The organism is Desulfitobacterium sp. (assembly GCF_035539115.1).
Taxonomy (GTDB): Bacteria; Bacillota; Desulfitobacteriia; order Desulfitobacteriales; family Desulfitobacteriaceae; genus Desulfitobacterium_A.
Genome location: NZ_DATLJA010000081.1, coordinates 14602 through 31030, shown reverse-complemented (window position 1 = coordinate 31030; position 16429 = coordinate 14602). Strand labels below are relative to the sequence as shown.

Genomic DNA, 16429 nt, shown 5'->3' with positions numbered 1-16429 from the left:
GCTTCTGCCTTCGCTATGCTTGGCACAAGCCAAGTTTTCTTTATCCTACGATGAATGCTATGCTATTCGGCAGGATAAGGCAACTAAGGCTTCTGCCTTCGCTATGCTTGGCACAAGCCAAGTTTTCTTTATCCTAACGATGCAAGTTATGGTATTATTTATGTGTATGCTCTGTAAATCCCTTGTTCATACTAATGAGGAGTTTCTTTGAACAGGGGAGGAATAGATCAATGAAACAAAAGATGAGATTAGGCTGGCTCACTTGGACTCTAATCGGAATCGTTTTAGTAGGTGTTCTTTTGCGTCTCTTTGTCCTTAAACCTTATCTGATTCCTTCGGCATCTATGGAGCCGGGTATCGCTCCTGGAGATCGAATCCTAGTGAATCAACTTTCCTATCGCTTTTGGGCACCGTCACGTGGAGATATTGTGGTTTTTGCTTATCCTCGTGACCCGAATCGGACGTTTGTTAAGCGTGTTCTTGCGCTCGAAGGAGAAACGGTTGAGTTAAGAGATAATCAGGTTTTCATCAATGGCCAATTGGTAAATGAGCCTTACTTGAAACCTGGAGATTATCCTCCGTTTGGTCCGGAAACGATTCCCCCGAAGAATATTTTTGTTCTCGGAGATAACCGGCGTCAAAGCGAGGACTCAAGGGAATGGGGGCTGCTTCCCAAAAACTATCTCATCGGTAAGGCCGGGGTAATTTATTATCCCATACAGCGTATCAAATTTATTCGTTAATATAGAGTTACTACAGTAAATGATGGAAATTAGAAAGAGTTGAGTTTTCATGAGTATTCAATGGTTCCCCGGTCATATGGCCAAGGCGAAACGATTACTTTCTGATCAATTAGAGTGGGTAGATGTAGTTGTAGAACTCGGAGATGCCCGTCTACCAGAAAGTAGTCGTAATCCGCTTTTGCAACAATTGCTTAAGGGAAAACCCAAAATCATTCTTCTGAATAAAGCTGATCTGGCTGATCCACAGTGGACGGAAGTTTGGCTCAAGGAACTGCGTAAGGAAAATCCCGTTTTAGCCGTAAGCGCTACTTCAGGATTGGGTGTTGGGAAGATCGTCCCAGAATTGGAACGCTTAATGGCGGATAAACAGGACCGTATGGCTGCCAAAGGTGTACGTGCAAGAAGTGTCCGCGCGATGGTCGTCGGAATTCCTAATATCGGTAAATCCTCCCTCATTAATCAACTGATTGGAAGTCCGAAAGCGAAGACAGGGAATAAGCCGGGGGTTACTCGTGGAAATCAGTGGATTCGCATTCATGAAAAAGTAGAGCTATTAGATACTCCAGGTTTGCTCTGGCCAAAATTTGAAGACCCAGACGTGGGGAAGAAACTTGGCGCCGCCGGAGCTATTCGCGATGAGGTATTAAATCTAGAGGAGTTGTCAGAGTGGTTACTCGGATGGCTTAAAGAATATTACCCCGCAACTTTACAACGATATACCCAAGAAACTGCCCAATTGACACTTGAAGAGATCGGAAGGAGCCGTGGATGTTTAGTCAAGGGCGGCCAAGTTGATATTCTCACAGCGGCCCACATTTTTATGCGTGAATTTCGATCTGGTGCTTTGGGAAAGATAACGTTGGATCGCATTTAAGTGCAGTATAAAAATATATGTTAAATTAGCTAAGAATCAAATAAGTAATACTAAAGATAGATATCCCAATATAGTTATATATTGATCAATATATAATATAGGATCTATAGTACAATTTTGTATACCAAAAAAGGGAACAGCCCATAAATGTCGAATTAAACATAGTGGAAAGAAGAGAAGTCCATTGAAACTATTGCCTCAAATGAGCATTCGTGAGGTGGAAAATATCATCAAGTCAGAACCCTCAGAGGAATTTTTAGAGGCCTGTGACAAGGATCCTCGGCAAGGGATTCGGTCTCTTGTGGTGCGCTATGAATCACAAAGAGCAGAGGAGCAAAGGATCCAAGAATTGTTAACTGAAGAGAAAAAACTCTGGGAAAAAGGTTTTCTCTATGTTGCTGGGTTGGATGAAGTTGGTCGCGGACCTCTTGCCGGTCCGGTAATGGCTGCGGCCTGTATTCTTCCTGCTCGTTTTGATCTTCCAGGGCTTAATGATTCGAAAAAGCTGTCAGAGAGCAAAAGAGAAAAGCTGTCTGAGCAAATACAAAGCCAAGCTTTAGGTTATGCTGTTGGAAGTGCTGAACCTGCCGAAATTGATGCCCTTAACATTTTACAAGCTACGAAACTAGCGATGAAGCGTGCTGTGGAAGGTCTGAAAGTGCGTCCCCATTTTTTATTAATTGATGCTTTGGAATTGCCTCAGATCAAGATCCCTCAGAAGGGAATTATCAGGGGAGATTCGCTCAGCGCCAGTATTGCTGCGGCTTCGATTCTGGCTAAGGTTACCCGGGACCGGTGGATGACCGAACTTCATAAATTATACCCAGAATATGGATTTTACCGTAACAAAGGGTATGGGACAAAGGAACATCTTGAAGCGCTTAAAGCGTATGGACCCTGTCCTCTTCACCGTCGGAGTTTTTCTCCGGTTGAGCAAAAAGCCTCTATTGGTTGATTTTAAGTCAAAACTCAGAAAATTCGCGGATTTAGCCATATCATTGACGCGTATCTATGAATATGGCAAAATGAGTTTGGCTTATAGAAATAATCTATTTTTCATGAAAGGAGGTAAGGAAGATGTCTGAATTTGCCGGTGTAGGGGTGTTTCTTGTTGGGTCTGTAGCCGTAGCCTTAATTATACTGCTGATCCCCAAGTTAATTGCACCCAACAAACCCAGCAAAGAGAAGCTGACGGCTTATGAGTGTGGTAACGAGACAATTGGTCAGACATGGATCGGATTCAAGAACAATTACTTTATGTACGCTTTAGTATTCACCGCCTTCGATGTAGAAACTGTTTTCTTGTATCCATGGGCTTTAACGTTCCAAAAAATGGGAATATTTGCTTTCGCAGAAATGCTGATCTTTATTGTCATTCTCTTGGTCGGTTTTTGGTATGCGTGGAAAGAAGGTGCTTTAGAGTGGATGTAGACTTGGAGAAACAGCTTCGCGAGGAAGAAACGTTGATGGAAAAAAACGTTGTGCTTACTACGATTGATAAAGTATTAAATTGGGGGCGAGGTTATTCATTTTGGCCGGCTACGTTTGGTTTAGCCTGTTGTGCAATTGAGATGATGGCAACAAGCGCAGGTCGATACGACATATCTCGTTTCGGCTGGGAGGCTTTTCGTGCTTCTCCGCGTCAAGCCGACGTTATGATTGTGGCAGGAACTTGTACTCGGAAGATGGCTCCATTGCTGCGGCGTATTTATGACCAAATGCCCGAGCCTAAATGGGTTGTTGCTATGGGAAGTTGTGCAAGTGCAGGGGGACCTTTTGTTGATTCTTATTCGATGATGGCTGGCGTTGATAAGATTGTCCCGGTGGATGTATACGTTCCTGGGTGCCCCCCACGGCCAGAATCATTAATATTTGCGATGCTGCGGCTTCAATACAAGGTTTCCCATCCCGCAAAGGTGAGGTTAATGCGACATGGAAAATAAAGAATTATTAAAGCAGCGAGTGGAAGAACTTGCAGCCCGAGTTAGCGGTGAAGTTAAAGAGAGCTTTGGGGTATTTATTTTAAAAGTTAAAGCTCCTTATATTATCGAAACTTTGACAGCAGCCAAAAGCTTCACAGATGTCCCATGCGATTTTCTCCATGACCTAGGTGGCTTAGATCTAGGGGATCATTTTGAAGTGGTTTATCAGCTATCAAGTCTCCGAGGACCTCAACTTTTGCGTGTCAAGGCAATTGTAGATCGAGAAAATCCAGTGATTGATTCTGTAACTCGTATCTGGCAGGGTGCAAACTTCTTAGAGCGTGAGGCCTATGATATGTTCGGGATTATATTTAAAGGACATCCCAATCTTAAGCGAATTTACCTATGGGATGATTTTGAAGGTTATCCGTTGCGCAAGGACTATGTGACCGAGCCCATTGAGGTTCGCAATATCGTGCGTACACGGATAGAAGGGGAATAGGGGGGAAAGCCATGGCTATTGAAAACACACAAGAACTTATATTGAACATGGGCCCCCAGCACCCAAGTACGCACGGCCTGTTCCGTATGATAGTTCATTTAGAGGGGGAAACAGTTACAAAAATCATACCGAAAATAGGGTATTTGCACCGGGGAATGGAGAAACTGGCCGAAAGCAGAACTTATTCGCAATTTATTCCTTATACGGACCGTCTGGATTACCTTGCATCCCCACATAACAATTGGGCATATGTCCAAACCGTGGAAAAACTGATGGGGGTTGAAGTTCCGGAACGAGCGGAATACCTGCGAGTTATCTTTGGCGAACTTGCCCGGATTGCCAGCCACCATATTATGATTGCCAGTACGGCGCTTGATTTTGGAGGAAGTACACCTTGGTTTTATCTTTTCCGGGATCGCGAACGGATTTTAGATATGTTTGAAATGACCTCGGGAAGCCGGTTGACTGTTAATATCATGCGCATAGGGGGAATGTGCGCTGAACCGCCGGCGGAATTCTGGCCTGCCCTCCAATCTTTTCTAGATGATTCTCCGGAGATGCTTGAAGAATACTACGGTATATTTTTCGGAAATGAGATTGCTCAAGCTCGCTTGAAAAATATTGGTATCTTACCGAAGGAGCTTGCTGAAAATCTTTCGATCACCGGTCCGATTCTGCGAGCGTCCGGTGTAAATTATGATGTGCGTAAAGCTGAACCTTACAGTATTTATAATCGATTTGACTTCAAAGTACCCGTTCGCACCGGATGCGACAGCTTTGACCGGACCATGATCAGAATGGATGAGATTATGGAAAGCCTCAAAATCATCAGGCAAGCTGTTCGCGATATTCCGGAAGGTCCTATTATGGCCAAAATACCTAAAGTTATCAAACCCCCGGTTGGTGAAGTTTATCACCGTGTGGAGAACCCTAAAGGGGAATTGGGATTCTATATTGTCAGTGATGGAACGACCAAACCGTCACGGGTTCGTATCCGTTCGGGATCATTTATTAATCTGCAAATGCTTCCAATTGTAGCTGTAGGCTGGAAAATCCAAGACTTAATTGCTATTTTTGCGACGATGGATGCGGTATTGGGCGAAGTTGACAAGTAAGAATTTGCAATGAAAGGAGAACAAGATGGAGACTTTAAATAATCTGTTTTTGATTATTGCGGCTGCTATCCGTGGATTATTTACAGATCCGTACTCATTCTGGGCAGATTTAACGATGAGTATTATCGGTTGTGTTATGGTTATTATTATAATTTTTCTGAATATTTTTGTCTTATCCATAATGGAACGTAAAATAGCAGCATATATAGCTCAACGGGTAGGTCCAATCCGCCTCGGTCCTCGCGGCTGGTTCCAGGCTCTTGGGGACGGATTGAAACTCGCGGGTAAAGAAGATGTTATTCCTGCAGGCGCTGATAGACTTATTTTTAAAATAGCGCCAATAATTATCTTCTCGGTCCCGATAATGGCATTAGGCGTCATACCCTATGGTAAAGGGATGGCACCTATCAATCTTGATTTAGGTATTTTTTATTATTTTGCCATCACTTCTATTTCAACCCTAGGCTTCTTTATGGGCGGATGGGGATCTAATAGTAAATACTCTTTGCTTGGAGGCATGCGGGCAGTTGCCCAGATGATCAGTTACGAAATCCCTTTGCTCCTGTCGCTGCTTGGGGTGGTTATGATCTCCCAGTCTTTCAACCTAGGAGTTATTGTGGAAGCTCAAAAGTCGGTTCCGTTTATTTTCCTTCAACCTTTGGCGTTTGTGATCTTCCTTATTGCAGGTATGGCCGAGGCCAATCGGGCGCCTTTTGATTTAGTTGAAGGAGAACAGGAATTGGTCGCCGGTCCGTTTACAGAGTATTCAGGATTCCGTCATGGTTTATTTTGGATAGGGGAATATTCAAACCTGCTTCTTCTGGCCGCAATGACTACAACTGTGTTTTTAGGCGGTTGGCATGGACCGGCGTTCTTACCGGGCTGGGTTTGGTTTTGGTTAAAAGTGGGGAGTGTCATCTTTTTTGCGATGTGGGCTCGATGGACTTTTCCCAGACTGCGAATTGACCATTTAATGCATTTATCTTGGAAGATCTTGTTGCCGCTTTCAATTTTAAACATTATCTTAACGGGTCTGGGGATCTACATTTACAGACTAGCGATGGGGGGGTGACACAGTGTTTGGTAAAGGTCTACTAACAGGTTTAGGCATCACGTTAAAACACTTACTCGGACCCAAGATCACTGAGTTTTATCCCGACGTGAGACCCAACCTTTCGACCAGGGTGCGTAGTTCCATGGGGTTGCAACCGGACAAGTGCATTGCCTGCAACATGTGTGCGATGGCCTGTCCAAACGGCGTCATTAAATTAACCAGTGAAAAAGATGAAAACAATAAAAAAGTTCTCAAGAGCTATCATATGGACGTTGGGCGTTGCTTGTTCTGTGGTTTGTGTACGGAAGCCTGCCCGACCAAGGCGATAACAGTGACGCAGGAGTTCGAAAACGCTGTCTATGAAGTGGAAGACTTGCAATGGGACATGATGGCACGGGCTGAGCGCAAAGGGAAGGGGGATAACTCATGAGTACTATGGCGACGATTGTGTTCTTTATTTTCGCCATTGTCGCTGTGGCGTCTGCCTGGGGTGTTGTAACCTCTAAAAATATTGTCCACAGCGCTCTTTTTCTAGCATTAACCTTTTTCGGGGTGGCCGTGCTCTATGTTCTCTTAAACGCAGAGTTTCTGGCAGCAGCCCAAATTCTTGTGTATACCGGAGCCATCTCGATCATGGTCATTTTTGCGGTGATGCTAACTTTGCGTGGGGATGTATCGGTAAGCAGCCCGGAGACAAATAAATGGACTTGGGGTGCTGGTGTAGCAGGCTTACTTTTCGTTCTGATTGCTTTAGTCATTCTCTCGAATGGGAATTGGCGGATTCTGCCGATGGCTTCGACTGCCGGCGGAACGGTTGAACTCTCCGCCCTGCTTTTTCAATGGTATATGGTCCCGTTTGAGGCGGCGGGATTCCTCTTAACGATTGCTTTAATCGGAGCGGTGATCCTTGTGAAAGGAGGCAAAGAACGTAATGACCATTAGTGTAGGACTTTCAACGTATCTCCTGGTGGGAGCCATGCTTTTCTGTATCGGATTATACGGTGTCTTTGCAAAAAGAAATATCATTGCGGTGTTAATGTCCATTGAATTGATGCTCAATGCGGTGAACATCAACTTCGTTGCCTTTAGTCGTTTTACGCCTTGGGCGAACACGGCTATCAATCCTTTGATTGGGCAAGTGGCTGCCCTGTTTGTCATCGTTGTCGCTGCAGCTGAAATCGCGGTCGGACTGGCTCTAGTCATCACGATTTATCGTAATCGTCAGACCACCAATGTTGATGATCTTAACTGGCTGAAGTGGTAAGAGAGTCTATGGAGAAGGTAGGTGTTCAAGGAAATGCATAATCTCTTTCAATGGGCATGGCTAATCCCATTTTTGCCCTTTCTCTCGTTTCTCATCATTGCCTTTATCACGAAGCGCTCCAAAGGACTGTCTTCGACCATTTCGATCCTGGCGATTCTTACATCTTTAGGCTTATCTATTGGCATTGGTATTGGTGTAATTTCGTCTGGGACAGAATTGGTTGAACAGCCGTTCCTGAGTACCGTGAACTGGCTCACGATCGGGGGCCTCAAAATCGACTTTGGAACCTTAGTCGATCCGATGAGCGCCATGATGCTTTTTGTGGTTACCCTCGTGGCCTCGATGGTGCAAATCTATTCTCTCGGCTATATGCATGGGGATAAAGGTTTTTCTCGTTATTTTTGCTATCAATCCTTGTTTGCGGCTTCGATGTTAGGTCTAGTTCTAGCGACGAACCTCCTCGAGTTATATGTTTTCTGGGAGCTTGTCGGTCTATGTTCTTATCTCCTTATCGGCTTCTGGTATTTCAAAGTTTCAGCGCGTGAGGCAGCTAAAAAAGCCTTCATCACAACGCGTGTCGGGGACGTTGGACTCCTTATAGGAATCTTGTTCCTTTACAAGCAATTCGGTACCTTAGATTTCTATGGTCCCGGTTCTTTGTCAGTTCAGATGGCAACAAACTTTCAAGACTTCGCTTTAATCGGCAGCGCAAGTTATCTTACGATCATGGCTCTCCTCGTGTTTATTGGACCGATGGGGAAATCCGGTCAGTTCCCCTTTCATGTTTGGCTGCCGGACGCCATGGAAGGTCCTACGCCGGTCAGTGCCCTGATCCACGCAGCCACCATGGTCGTTGCCGGAGTGTACCTTGTGGCCCGGATGTTCTTCCTCTTTGATCATGCGTCTCCGGTTGCACTCGAGTTTATTGCGGGGATTGGTGCCTTTACGGCAATCTTTGCCGCAACGATTGCGATAGCCCAGGATGATATTAAGAAGATTCTTGCGTATTCCACCTTGAGTCAACTGGGCTATATGATGTTTGCTTTAGGGGTCGGTGCCCTGACGGCTTCTATGTTCCATCTGATGACTCATGCTTTTTTTAAAGCCTTGATGTTCCTCGGGGCAGGTTCTGTTATTCATGCCCTCCATGAAAAGCAAAACATTTGGGATATGGGTGGCTTATACAAGAAGATGCCGATTACAACGATTACCTTTGGAATTGGCGTTCTCGCGATTTCAGGGATACCTCCGTTTGCGGGTTTCTTCTCGAAAGATGAAATCTTAGCTGCTGCCTTACAAAATGGTCATCCGTTTATTTATGCTGTAGGTTTATTTACGGCTTTCCTCACCGCGTTCTATATGTGCAGACTTTTCTTTGTCGCCTTTTTGGGTAAAGAAAAGCAAGAAAATCATCCTCATGAATCCCCTAAGTCGATGACCGTACCGCTTATGGTTTTAGCGTTTTTCAGCGTCGTTGGGGGTTGGGCGGCTCTTCCGGAACATAATTTTGCTTACTTTATTCACTACGGAGCGTTTGAACCTGAAGGGATGAATTGGGGCTTAGCCGCAATATCTGTGTTAGCAGGACTCCTCGGTATTGGTCTAGCTTACACGATCTATATTAAGCAAGCGATTCAGGCTGAAGCTATTGTGGCACGCTTCCCAGGGGTCTACAAACTCCTGAAGAACAAATACTATATCGATGAAATTTACCAATGGGTGATCGATAAGGTCATGGACGGATTCGTGGCTAAAGTGCTCTACTGGTTTGATATCCACATCATTGATGGCATCGTCAACGGTCTTGCGCTGATTACCCGTGGAGCCGGAAGTGGTTTACGTCGGACCTCGACAGGACAACTACAAACTTACGCTTTGGTGTTTTTCTTTGCTGTAGTCGTATTTTACCTCGTTTTAGCGATGGGCGAAGGACAACTTGCGGCACTTAACCCCTTAGCGATGCTAGGAGGTGTGAAATAATGTCGAACTCCTTTATTCTTCCAATGACGTTACTTGCGCCAATCCTTGCGCTGTTGATTATTGTCTTCCTTCCGCGCGAAGAAACGAAAACGATAAAAATCGTGGCAGCATTGGGCACATTTATGGCACTGGCTCTTTCAGTCTATTTATTCTTCGCATATGACCGATCTGTCGGCGGAATGCAGTTCGCGTTGACCATTCCCTGGATTAGGGATATCGGGGTGAATCTAGGTTTCGGAGTGGATGGGATCAGTCTACCGATGCTTCTTCTCACTAACTTGATCGGATTTACGGCTGTTTATTCCTCTTGGAATATCGAGAATCGGGTTAAAGATTTCTTTGTTCTCCTCTTAATCTTGATCACTGGGGTAATGGGAACGTTCATTGCCACTGACCTGTTCATTTTCTTCCTTTGCTATGAAATCGTGGTTATTCCGATTTACATCATGGTCATTATCTGGGGTTCCACGAAACGGGTCAGCAAAGAATACGCAGGTATGAAACTGACGATTTACCTTTTGATCGGGTCTGCGTTCATGCTCGTTGCGATGGTTGCCCTTTATCTTAATGCTGCCAACCAGCTGGCTGCAATGGGAAAAGGTCCAACTTTTATGTTCGCTCAGCTCGCCCAGCTTCATTATGATCAGAGCTTCCAGATTGTCGTCTTTGCTCTGTTCCTGTTTGGTTTTGGATCTTTAATTTCCATGTTTCCTTTCCATTCTTGGTCTCCTGATGGTTATGCCGGCGCTCCCACAGCCGTCAGTATGATCCATGCAGGTGTCCTTAAGAAAATCGGGGGCTATGGATTAATTCGTCTGGGAGTTCTGGTGCTGCCGTTAGGAGCAAGGTTCTGGGCTCCGGTCATTGCTGTCTTGGCCATCATCAACATCCTCTACGCCGCGTTTATTGCCCTGGCGCAGAAAGACCTTAAGTATGTTGTCGGATATTCTTCCGTCAGCCATATGGGAAATGTTTTGCTGGCCATAGCGGCACTCAATATGACAAGCCTCGATGGTGCTGTGGCGATGATGTTCGCCCATGGTGTCATGGCAGCCCTCTTCTTCTCCATGATCGGGTTTGTTTATGAGAAGACGCATACTCGAAATATTGCGGATCTGGGCGGGCTTGCCCATCAAATGCCACGTCTCGCCACAGGTTTCATGATTGCCGGTCTGGCAGGTCTGGGCCTTCCTGGAACTGTGAATTTTATCGCTGAATTTACCATCTTTAACGGTGTAGCTAAAGTCATGCCGGTACCCGCTATTCTTGCGGTGATTGGAATTATCTTTACCGCAGTTTACACCTTACGTGTGATTGCGAATGTCCTGTTCGGACCCCGTCGTAGTGAGTGGGATCATCTCAAAGATATACGTGGACCTGAACTTGTCCCGCTTGTCGTCTTGGCCTTTGTCATCTTCGGAACAGGGATATTCCCGAACATTCTTTTCCAAGTTATTGATTCTGGGGTTTATTCTTCAGGTCTAGCAAAGGTGCTTGAAACTGTGGGTCAGGCGACGATTGGAGGGTTGTTCTAATGGCTAATTTCAATTTCGCTTTACTCACCCCGGAAATCGTCATGGCGGTCCTCAGTTTAGGTCTATTAGTCATCGGACTTCTGATCCCACCAGGTGAGAGAAAAGGGATGTTCCCGTTAACCGTTTTTGCCCTCTTGGGAACCTTAGCCTATACTTTTTATGATTTCTTTTATGGAGAACGGGCCGCGTTCCTGCAAGGGATGTACATGCATGATCAATTTGCAGGGTATTTCAAAATTCTATTTTTGATTGCTGCTCTGCTGGTCGTGCTCTCCTCCAAAGGATATGTGGAAAAGTTACCGGCTAATCGGGGTGAATTTTATCCTTTGATTATGGCTGCAACCTTAGGTATGATGCTCATGGCGGGTGCCGGAGATCTGATTACCATGTATGTTGGTCTTGAGCTTATGACGATAACCTTCTTTATCCTCGTGGCGTATCGAACGAATGATGGGAAGGCTTCGGAAGCAGGAATTAAATATTTGGTACTGGCGTCTGCTTCCTCAGCAATTCTGCTTTACGGCATCAGTATTATCTATGGACTGACGGGTTCTACCCAGATGTTTATGATCGCTCAGGCTCTGGGATCCGACACTTCACCGGCAACTATCTTGGCGACAGTGTTCCTGCTTGCGGGTATCGGCTTCAAGATTTCCTTGATCCCCTTCCATCTGTGGGCACCAGATATCTATGAGGGAGCTCCGACTCCGGTTACGGCTTTTCTTGCTGTGGCTTCTAAAGCTGCCGGTTTTGCGGTATTAATTCGTTTCTATCTCCTCATGATGTACAGTCAAACGTTCGTTCAAACGGGGCAAACCTTGCTCCTTGTTCTTGCAGCAATTACGATGATCGTAGGTAATCTGGTTGCAATTCCGCAAACGAATATTAAGCGGATGTTAGCTTACTCGAGTATTGCGCAAGCAGGTTATATCTTGATTGGTGTCATTGCGGTATCGGTTCCTGCAGTTTCGACTTTTGTCGGTGGGATCAAAGCCGTGCTGTTCTACGCGATGATTTATGTCTTCGCCAACATGGGAGCATTCACAGTTGCGACTCATGTCGCACAGGCACAGGGAAGTGATGAGATTAAGGACTTCGCAGGTTTGGCAAAACGTTCTCCGTTAGCCGCGGTCGTGATGACTGCATCTGTGCTTTCCTTAGCAGGAATTCCTCCCTTGGCAGGGTTTGTCGGGAAATTCTACCTCTTCTCAGCTGTGATGGACCAAGGGTATGTCTGGATCGCTTATGTTGGATTTGTCATGAGCATGATATCCGTTTATTACTACCTTGGCGTTGTCAAGGTAATGTATAGTACCGAAGGTGAAGGACTACCGGATATTCCAGTTCACGGAGCGACCAAGTTTACGCTGGTGTTTACGTTAATAACTACGCTAGTCCTTGGTATTTATCCAACACCACTCGTACAAATGGCGATTTCGGCTGCCTCAAGTTTGGTGAAGTAGCTAAAGTTAACCCGAATGTCTAGGCAAGAAGGGATTCTCAATTTTGAGAATCCCTTTTCTTTGTGCGCCACGCATGGCGATTAACTAGGTGGTGAAAGTCCACTATGGGGGCTGGTAGTTGCCAACCATTAGCCAAGAGCAACGGTGTCCATTGTGAGGTGGATGAAATAGGCGAATTCCTAAGGAATTCGCCCCTTACCGAACCGTACGGGCAGTAGAGTAGGCGACCAGCGAGTTACTATCTTAAGACAGCACTTTTCCAATCACCCCTCCCAGAACGGAGCGTGCGAGTTTCCTTCGCACTCCGCTCGCCAGTGATTAGCAGTCAACTGACAGTGGCGTTTGTTACCCGCTTACCGTCATAGTTACCAGAATGAATTTTAGTGTGGCATTCAAGGCATACTGCGAGTGTTTTTCTTCTCATTGCCATCATCCGTTTCATCCATTCGGGCTTTTCTTTTCTACCGTTATTTTCTAGGTCTTTCAGTTTCTTGACGTGGTGCATTTCAATATTTCCACTGGATCCACATAACTCACATGTATCCTTCATCAGACGGTCAATAAGTTGACTCTTGATGCTGAATACCTTTCCAGTTGGTAACTCATCCACTATGACGGCATCCTTCTTGTACCCGAGCTTAAACCCTCCGAAGTAAGCGACCAACGGCTTTTTATCTTCCCGTTTCACTTCCGTTTGAAGCACCTTGTAGCTTTGTCCGTCCGTTTCACGAGTCGTTTTGTACGACTTGAAGATTTTGTTGACCGTCGTTTTGAACTTATTCGCAAGGGTACGTGCCAAAGACAATTCCATTGTTCTCTTGAGACCATGCAACTGATGTGCATTATAGGCAAGCAGATAATATTGAGCGAATCCACGAAACTCGGACTGGTATTGGGCAATAATATCAAAATCGGATTTGACCGTCCGTTCTTTTCGATGAGTTGGTTTTCCGCTCTTCTTATATTGTCTGGCTTTGTCTTTCATCTTCTCGTCTGGGATGCGGAACCCGATCACTCCATTAATACTGCGTTGCCCTCGTCTGTCCTGTTTCGTATCCTGTTGCAGAACATGGATGTCATAGCCGAGAAATCGCGCTTTTTCCGTTTTTGCATGGGTAATCAATGTTTTCTCTTCACTGAGAGTTAGCTTGAGTTCAGTGGCAAGAAAGGTTCTAATTTCATCTTTGATCTTGACTGTTTCCTGCTTCGAACCGGAAAAGCCTAGCAGCCAGTCGTCTGCATAACGGATATAATAGAGTCGTCTGAAGGCTGGGTCGTTTGTATCCTTGGAAGGGATGGATTGTCTCTGCTTATGGAGTTCCTTAACCGTTTTCCAGTCTTGATGTCGCTTATATTTTTCCATCTGTTGGCCCAACGCCTTGTAGGTTTTATTCTCTGCACGTCTGCCGCCTCGGTTATAAGCAGGAAGGATGTTTTTCTCCATATATTGGTCGAATTTGTCCATATAGATGTTAGACAGCAAGGGACTTAAAATTCCACCCTGCGGACACCCGCTCAGGGTCGCGTTATATTTCCAGTCTTCCAGATACCCACATTCCAGAAATTGTTTCATTAGTCTCAAGAACCGATTGTCTTTCACTTTTTCTGCCAGGATTCCAAGGAGTACGCCGTGATCAATGCTGCCGAAACAGTCTCGAATGTCGCCTTCAATAAACCATTTCACACTTTTCCAACCCGCTTTAGCCCGAATGGCATCGAGTGCCGTATGGCAACCCCGATTAGAGCGAAAACCATGTGAGGTATCGCTGAATTGCGGATCAAAGTAGATATTCAGAATCAGACGAATGACTTCTTGAAGTAATTTGTCCGACCATGTGGGCAGGCCGAGAGGGCGTTGCTTCTTGCTACCCTTTTTCTTGATATACACACGTCTGACGGGCGCAAAACGATAGGTTTCCTTTTTCAGTCGATCAATAATTTGATCAATCTTGGCAATAGACATGCCGTCCACCGTTTCGTCTGTCACGCCCTTCGTCATCGCGCCGTTGTTGGCATAAATATTTTTGTAAGCGATAAGATACAATTCCTTGTTGTAGAGCAAACGGTAGATGCGATATAACGGTAATTTTCGCTTGCCTCTGTTTCTGATGATATCCAATACTTTTTCGGCCTTCTGCATTCCGCATACCTCCAAGCGATTGATATCGTAACCACCTGTCTTCCTTCTCCTGATCTCCCGCGTACTTGGTTACCCTTTTGGCGGTACAACCGATCCAGCGGCACATATTAAAGTCCGCCTGTGCAGCCGTCATTACAACCGCCACTTTGGATACTATGAAGACTCCGTTACCATAGGGGTCTCCCCCCTTAGGCAATCCCATGTTTTGCGCAGGAAGAATGTAATAGCTCGACTTAGGTTCCCACTCATGACCTTGCTTGAACTCATTGTTCAATGGCTTATCGCCCTGGATTTCTTCGAACGAAAGGTGATTTCGAATATGCGATAAGTAGGGAGTATTTAGACGGTGTATCCCTAGATGTGCAGTTCCATCCCTGGTCATTCAGGTTTAGGCAGTGTAGCTTTTAACCCTATCGAGCAGAACTTGCGTGGCCTGTTTCTATACCCTCTTCGATTCATCCACGCTTTACCACCATGCTGTTTTTCCCTCTTCCTTTCAGATTCAGGTTAGGCGTTGTTCTCAACGTATTTCCAAGGACATTGGTCCGATGATCGGACGATTCTTGCTGCGCACGACATGGCGCACTCTTTCAATGTATACGGCTCTCCATTCCTATTAAGCTTTCGTTTTACAAGATACTAGAGAGAGACGTAGCACCGTTTCTTTGTTGTTCTCACGGAGATAGGTGACACTAACGGATGGACCGAACTTGGTGAAGACCTTTTTCAGGCTGATATCATACTTTCGTACTAAGGTTTTGGCTACGGAAAATTGGATAATGTACTGGATACGGGCACATTCATGGAAGTTAGTACAGCCAACAGCGGATTCTTACCAGCTAGCCCCTATGATTAGAGGATGGTTGAACTATTTTGGGAAATACAATCGGTCAATGGTCAAATACATGATGGATTGTATAAATCGGAGTTTAGTGAAATGGGCTACTTGTAAGTACAAACGTTTCAGAAGTCACTCCGGAAGAGCAAGAGATTGGTTGAAGGAGCTAGCAAAAAGAGAGCCTAACATGTTCCCACATTGGACTCTCGGAATACTGCCATAAGGTGAATGATAAGAGCCGTGTGAATCGAGAGATTCACGTACGGTTCCGTGAGAGCATAAGGGTGTGATTCCCATGTGCTACTCGAATACCTGACCCGAACAGCTCAGCAGTCCGACCTTGTGCTTCCCACTACTTCTTTTTTTGAAGAGGAAGACCTACATGTAAGCTTCTGGCATCACTGGCTTTCCCTCAATCAGAAAATTTTGCCCACTTTTTTTGAGGCCAAGAGCGATCTTCAAATTGCGTGCGAGCTCACGGAGAAGCTGAACTCTCTTCACCCGGGGTTTTCCAACTTTTCTGCAGACAAAGGACCTATGGAATGGATCGAAGAAGAGATTTCTCCGCAAATTAAGGAACTTTATGTTCTGGACAGTGCCTTTGATTTGAGTATGGGACCCCATAAAAGGAGGAAAGAAACGCCTTCTCCCACTTGGAAATACTCCTTTTCACCACTCCAACCGGAAATATCTCCACAAGTAGAGTCTTCTTCTGATTTCCCCTACCAACTGCTCACTCCTCAATCCTTACTTAAATTCCAAATTCTCGCTATTATAATAAAAATAGTTAATGGCTAAAAATATTAGGAGGTTTTAACAATGGGAGAGAAAAGATCACTGTTTTTAGGCATTGATGGAGCGGATCCTCTGTTAATGTCAAGATTTTTGGATGAAGGGTATTTGCCGAACATTAAAAAGTTCATTGAGAGTGGAACGGCCAATAAGGACTTGGGAATGTTGGGCGTTCAGCCTACTATTACACCACCAAATTGGGCATAA

Annotated in this window: 21 protein-coding genes; 18 read left to right on the top strand and 3 right to left on the bottom strand. The window is 45.3% G+C overall.

Annotated elements, in window-relative coordinates:
* The 15 genes from VM640_RS13055 to VM640_RS12985 form a co-directional block, all read left to right on the top strand.
* Nucleotides 1–211, top strand: a 211-nt coding sequence (locus tag VM640_RS13055) for a hypothetical protein (protein WP_325392915.1), incomplete at its 5' end; no start/stop codon positions are given.
* A 19-nt stretch (nt 212–230) separates the two neighbouring features.
* Entirely contained in the window at nt 231–743 is a 513-nt protein-coding gene (gene lepB / locus VM640_RS13050; RefSeq protein WP_325392913.1) for a signal peptidase I, read from the top strand.
* 49 nt (nt 744–792) lie between these two features.
* The gene (gene ylqF / locus VM640_RS13045; RefSeq protein ID WP_325392911.1) at nt 793–1617 is read left to right on the top strand and encodes a ribosome biogenesis GTPase YlqF; all 825 of its coding nucleotides are present in this window, start codon (nt 793–795) and stop codon (nt 1615–1617) included.
* A 202-nt stretch (nt 1618–1819) separates the two neighbouring features.
* Nucleotides 1820–2572 (top strand): ribonuclease HII, encoded by a 753-nt coding sequence (locus tag VM640_RS13040; RefSeq protein WP_414647985.1) that lies wholly within the window; start codon nt 1820–1822, stop codon nt 2570–2572.
* Between the two features lie 122 nt (nt 2573–2694).
* Complete coding sequence (locus VM640_RS13035; RefSeq protein WP_325392907.1) at nt 2695–3048, top strand: NADH-quinone oxidoreductase subunit A; 354 nt, start codon at nt 2695–2697, stop codon at nt 3046–3048.
* Nucleotides 3039–3560 (top strand): NADH-quinone oxidoreductase subunit B, encoded by a 522-nt coding sequence (locus tag VM640_RS13030; RefSeq protein ID WP_325392905.1) that lies wholly within the window; start codon nt 3039–3041, stop codon nt 3558–3560. The genes VM640_RS13035 and VM640_RS13030 overlap by 10 nt, the downstream gene beginning before the upstream one ends.
* Nucleotides 3550–4041: an NADH-quinone oxidoreductase subunit C gene (locus VM640_RS13025; protein ID WP_325392903.1), complete on the top strand. Its 492-nt coding sequence runs from the start codon at nt 3550–3552 to the stop codon at nt 4039–4041. Before VM640_RS13030 ends, VM640_RS13025 begins: the two co-directional genes overlap by 11 nt.
* An 11-nt stretch (nt 4042–4052) precedes the next feature.
* The gene (locus VM640_RS13020) at nt 4053–5156 is read left to right on the top strand and encodes an NADH-quinone oxidoreductase subunit D (RefSeq protein WP_325392901.1); all 1104 of its coding nucleotides are present in this window, start codon (nt 4053–4055) and stop codon (nt 5154–5156) included.
* A gap of 25 nt (nt 5157–5181) precedes the next feature.
* Nucleotides 5182–6228, top strand: a complete 1047-nt coding sequence (gene nuoH / locus VM640_RS13015; RefSeq protein ID WP_325392899.1) for an NADH-quinone oxidoreductase subunit NuoH — start codon at nt 5182–5184, stop codon at nt 6226–6228.
* A gap of 4 nt (nt 6229–6232) precedes the next feature.
* Complete coding sequence (locus VM640_RS13010; protein WP_325392897.1) at nt 6233–6640, top strand: NuoI/complex I 23 kDa subunit family protein; 408 nt, start codon at nt 6233–6235, stop codon at nt 6638–6640.
* Nucleotides 6637–7152 (top strand): NADH-quinone oxidoreductase subunit J family protein, encoded by a 516-nt coding sequence (locus VM640_RS13005; protein WP_325392895.1) that lies wholly within the window; start codon nt 6637–6639, stop codon nt 7150–7152. The genes VM640_RS13010 and VM640_RS13005 overlap by 4 nt, the downstream gene beginning before the upstream one ends.
* Nucleotides 7142–7474: an NADH-quinone oxidoreductase subunit NuoK gene (nuoK, locus tag VM640_RS13000; protein ID WP_325392893.1), complete on the top strand. Its 333-nt coding sequence runs from the start codon at nt 7142–7144 to the stop codon at nt 7472–7474. The genes VM640_RS13005 and nuoK overlap by 11 nt, the downstream gene beginning before the upstream one ends.
* 21 nt (nt 7475–7495) lie before the next feature.
* Entirely contained in the window at nt 7496–9454 is a 1959-nt protein-coding gene (gene nuoL / locus VM640_RS12995; protein ID WP_325392891.1) for an NADH-quinone oxidoreductase subunit L, read from the top strand.
* Nucleotides 9454–10989 carry a complex I subunit 4 family protein gene (locus tag VM640_RS12990; protein WP_325392889.1) on the top strand — a complete coding sequence of 512 codons (1536 nt, stop codon included), beginning with the start codon at nt 9454–9456 and terminating at the stop codon, nt 10987–10989. The genes nuoL and VM640_RS12990 overlap by 1 nt, the downstream gene beginning before the upstream one ends.
* Nucleotides 10989–12452: an NADH-quinone oxidoreductase subunit N gene (locus tag VM640_RS12985; RefSeq protein WP_325392887.1), complete on the top strand. Its 1464-nt coding sequence runs from the start codon at nt 10989–10991 to the stop codon at nt 12450–12452. Before VM640_RS12990 ends, VM640_RS12985 begins: the two co-directional genes overlap by 1 nt.
* Nucleotides 12453–12777: 325 nt before the next feature.
* Here the strand turns inward: VM640_RS12985 and VM640_RS12980 are convergent, their stop codons facing one another.
* From VM640_RS12980 to VM640_RS12970, 3 genes are all read right to left on the bottom strand, one after another.
* The gene (locus VM640_RS12980) at nt 12778–14451 is read right to left on the bottom strand and encodes a reverse transcriptase/maturase family protein (protein ID WP_325392885.1); all 1674 of its coding nucleotides are present in this window, start codon (nt 14449–14451) and stop codon (nt 12778–12780) included.
* The gene (locus tag VM640_RS12975; RefSeq protein ID WP_325392883.1) at nt 14396–14866 is read right to left on the bottom strand and encodes a hypothetical protein; all 471 of its coding nucleotides are present in this window, start codon (nt 14864–14866) and stop codon (nt 14396–14398) included. The genes VM640_RS12980 and VM640_RS12975 overlap by 56 nt, the downstream gene beginning before the upstream one ends.
* A 342-nt stretch (nt 14867–15208) precedes the next feature.
* Nucleotides 15209–15370, bottom strand: a complete 162-nt coding sequence (locus tag VM640_RS12970) for a hypothetical protein (protein WP_414647987.1) — start codon at nt 15368–15370, stop codon at nt 15209–15211.
* Between the two features lies 1 nt (nt 15371).
* Here VM640_RS12970 and VM640_RS17190 point away from each other — a divergent pair, with 1 nt between their 5' ends.
* The 3 genes from VM640_RS17190 to VM640_RS12960 all read left to right on the top strand — a co-directional run bounded on the left by VM640_RS17190 (nt 15372) and on the right by VM640_RS12960 (nt 16429).
* Nucleotides 15372–15653, top strand: a complete 282-nt coding sequence (locus tag VM640_RS17190; protein WP_414647986.1) for a group II intron maturase-specific domain-containing protein — start codon at nt 15372–15374, stop codon at nt 15651–15653.
* A 74-nt stretch (nt 15654–15727) separates the two neighbouring features.
* The gene (locus VM640_RS12965; protein WP_325392881.1) at nt 15728–16228 is read left to right on the top strand and encodes a molybdopterin-dependent oxidoreductase; all 501 of its coding nucleotides are present in this window, start codon (nt 15728–15730) and stop codon (nt 16226–16228) included.
* A gap of 21 nt (nt 16229–16249) precedes the next feature.
* Nucleotides 16250–16429: an alkaline phosphatase family protein gene (locus VM640_RS12960; protein ID WP_325392879.1), complete on the top strand. Its 180-nt coding sequence runs from the start codon at nt 16250–16252 to the stop codon at nt 16427–16429.

Excerpts from the sequence above, each read along its gene's own strand:
- lepB (WP_325392913.1), top strand. The coding sequence starts at position 231 with ATGAAACAAAAGATGAGATTAGGCTGGCTCACTTGGACTCTAATCGGA.
- ylqF (WP_325392911.1), top strand. The coding sequence starts at position 793 with ATGAGTATTCAATGGTTCCCCGGTCATATGGCCAAGGCGAAACGATTA.
- VM640_RS13040 (WP_414647985.1), top strand. The coding sequence starts at position 1,820 with ATGAGCATTCGTGAGGTGGAAAATATCATCAAGTCAGAACCCTCAGAG.
- VM640_RS13035 (WP_325392907.1), top strand. The coding sequence starts at position 2,695 with ATGTCTGAATTTGCCGGTGTAGGGGTGTTTCTTGTTGGGTCTGTAGCC.
- VM640_RS13025 (WP_325392903.1), top strand. The coding sequence starts at position 3,550 with ATGGAAAATAAAGAATTATTAAAGCAGCGAGTGGAAGAACTTGCAGCC.
- VM640_RS13020 (WP_325392901.1), top strand. The coding sequence starts at position 4,053 with ATGGCTATTGAAAACACACAAGAACTTATATTGAACATGGGCCCCCAG.
- nuoH (WP_325392899.1), top strand. The coding sequence starts at position 5,182 with ATGGAGACTTTAAATAATCTGTTTTTGATTATTGCGGCTGCTATCCGT.
- VM640_RS13005 (WP_325392895.1), top strand. The coding sequence starts at position 6,637 with ATGAGTACTATGGCGACGATTGTGTTCTTTATTTTCGCCATTGTCGCT.
- nuoK (WP_325392893.1), top strand. The coding sequence starts at position 7,142 with ATGACCATTAGTGTAGGACTTTCAACGTATCTCCTGGTGGGAGCCATG.
- VM640_RS12990 (WP_325392889.1), top strand. The coding sequence starts at position 9,454 with ATGTCGAACTCCTTTATTCTTCCAATGACGTTACTTGCGCCAATCCTT.
- VM640_RS12985 (WP_325392887.1), top strand. The coding sequence starts at position 10,989 with ATGGCTAATTTCAATTTCGCTTTACTCACCCCGGAAATCGTCATGGCG.
- VM640_RS12980 (WP_325392885.1), bottom strand. The coding sequence starts at position 14,451 with ATGACGAAGGGCGTGACAGACGAAACGGTGGACGGCATGTCTATTGCC.
- VM640_RS17190 (WP_414647986.1), top strand. The coding sequence starts at position 15,372 with ATGTACTGGATACGGGCACATTCATGGAAGTTAGTACAGCCAACAGCG.
- VM640_RS12960 (WP_325392879.1), top strand. The coding sequence starts at position 16,250 with ATGGGAGAGAAAAGATCACTGTTTTTAGGCATTGATGGAGCGGATCCT.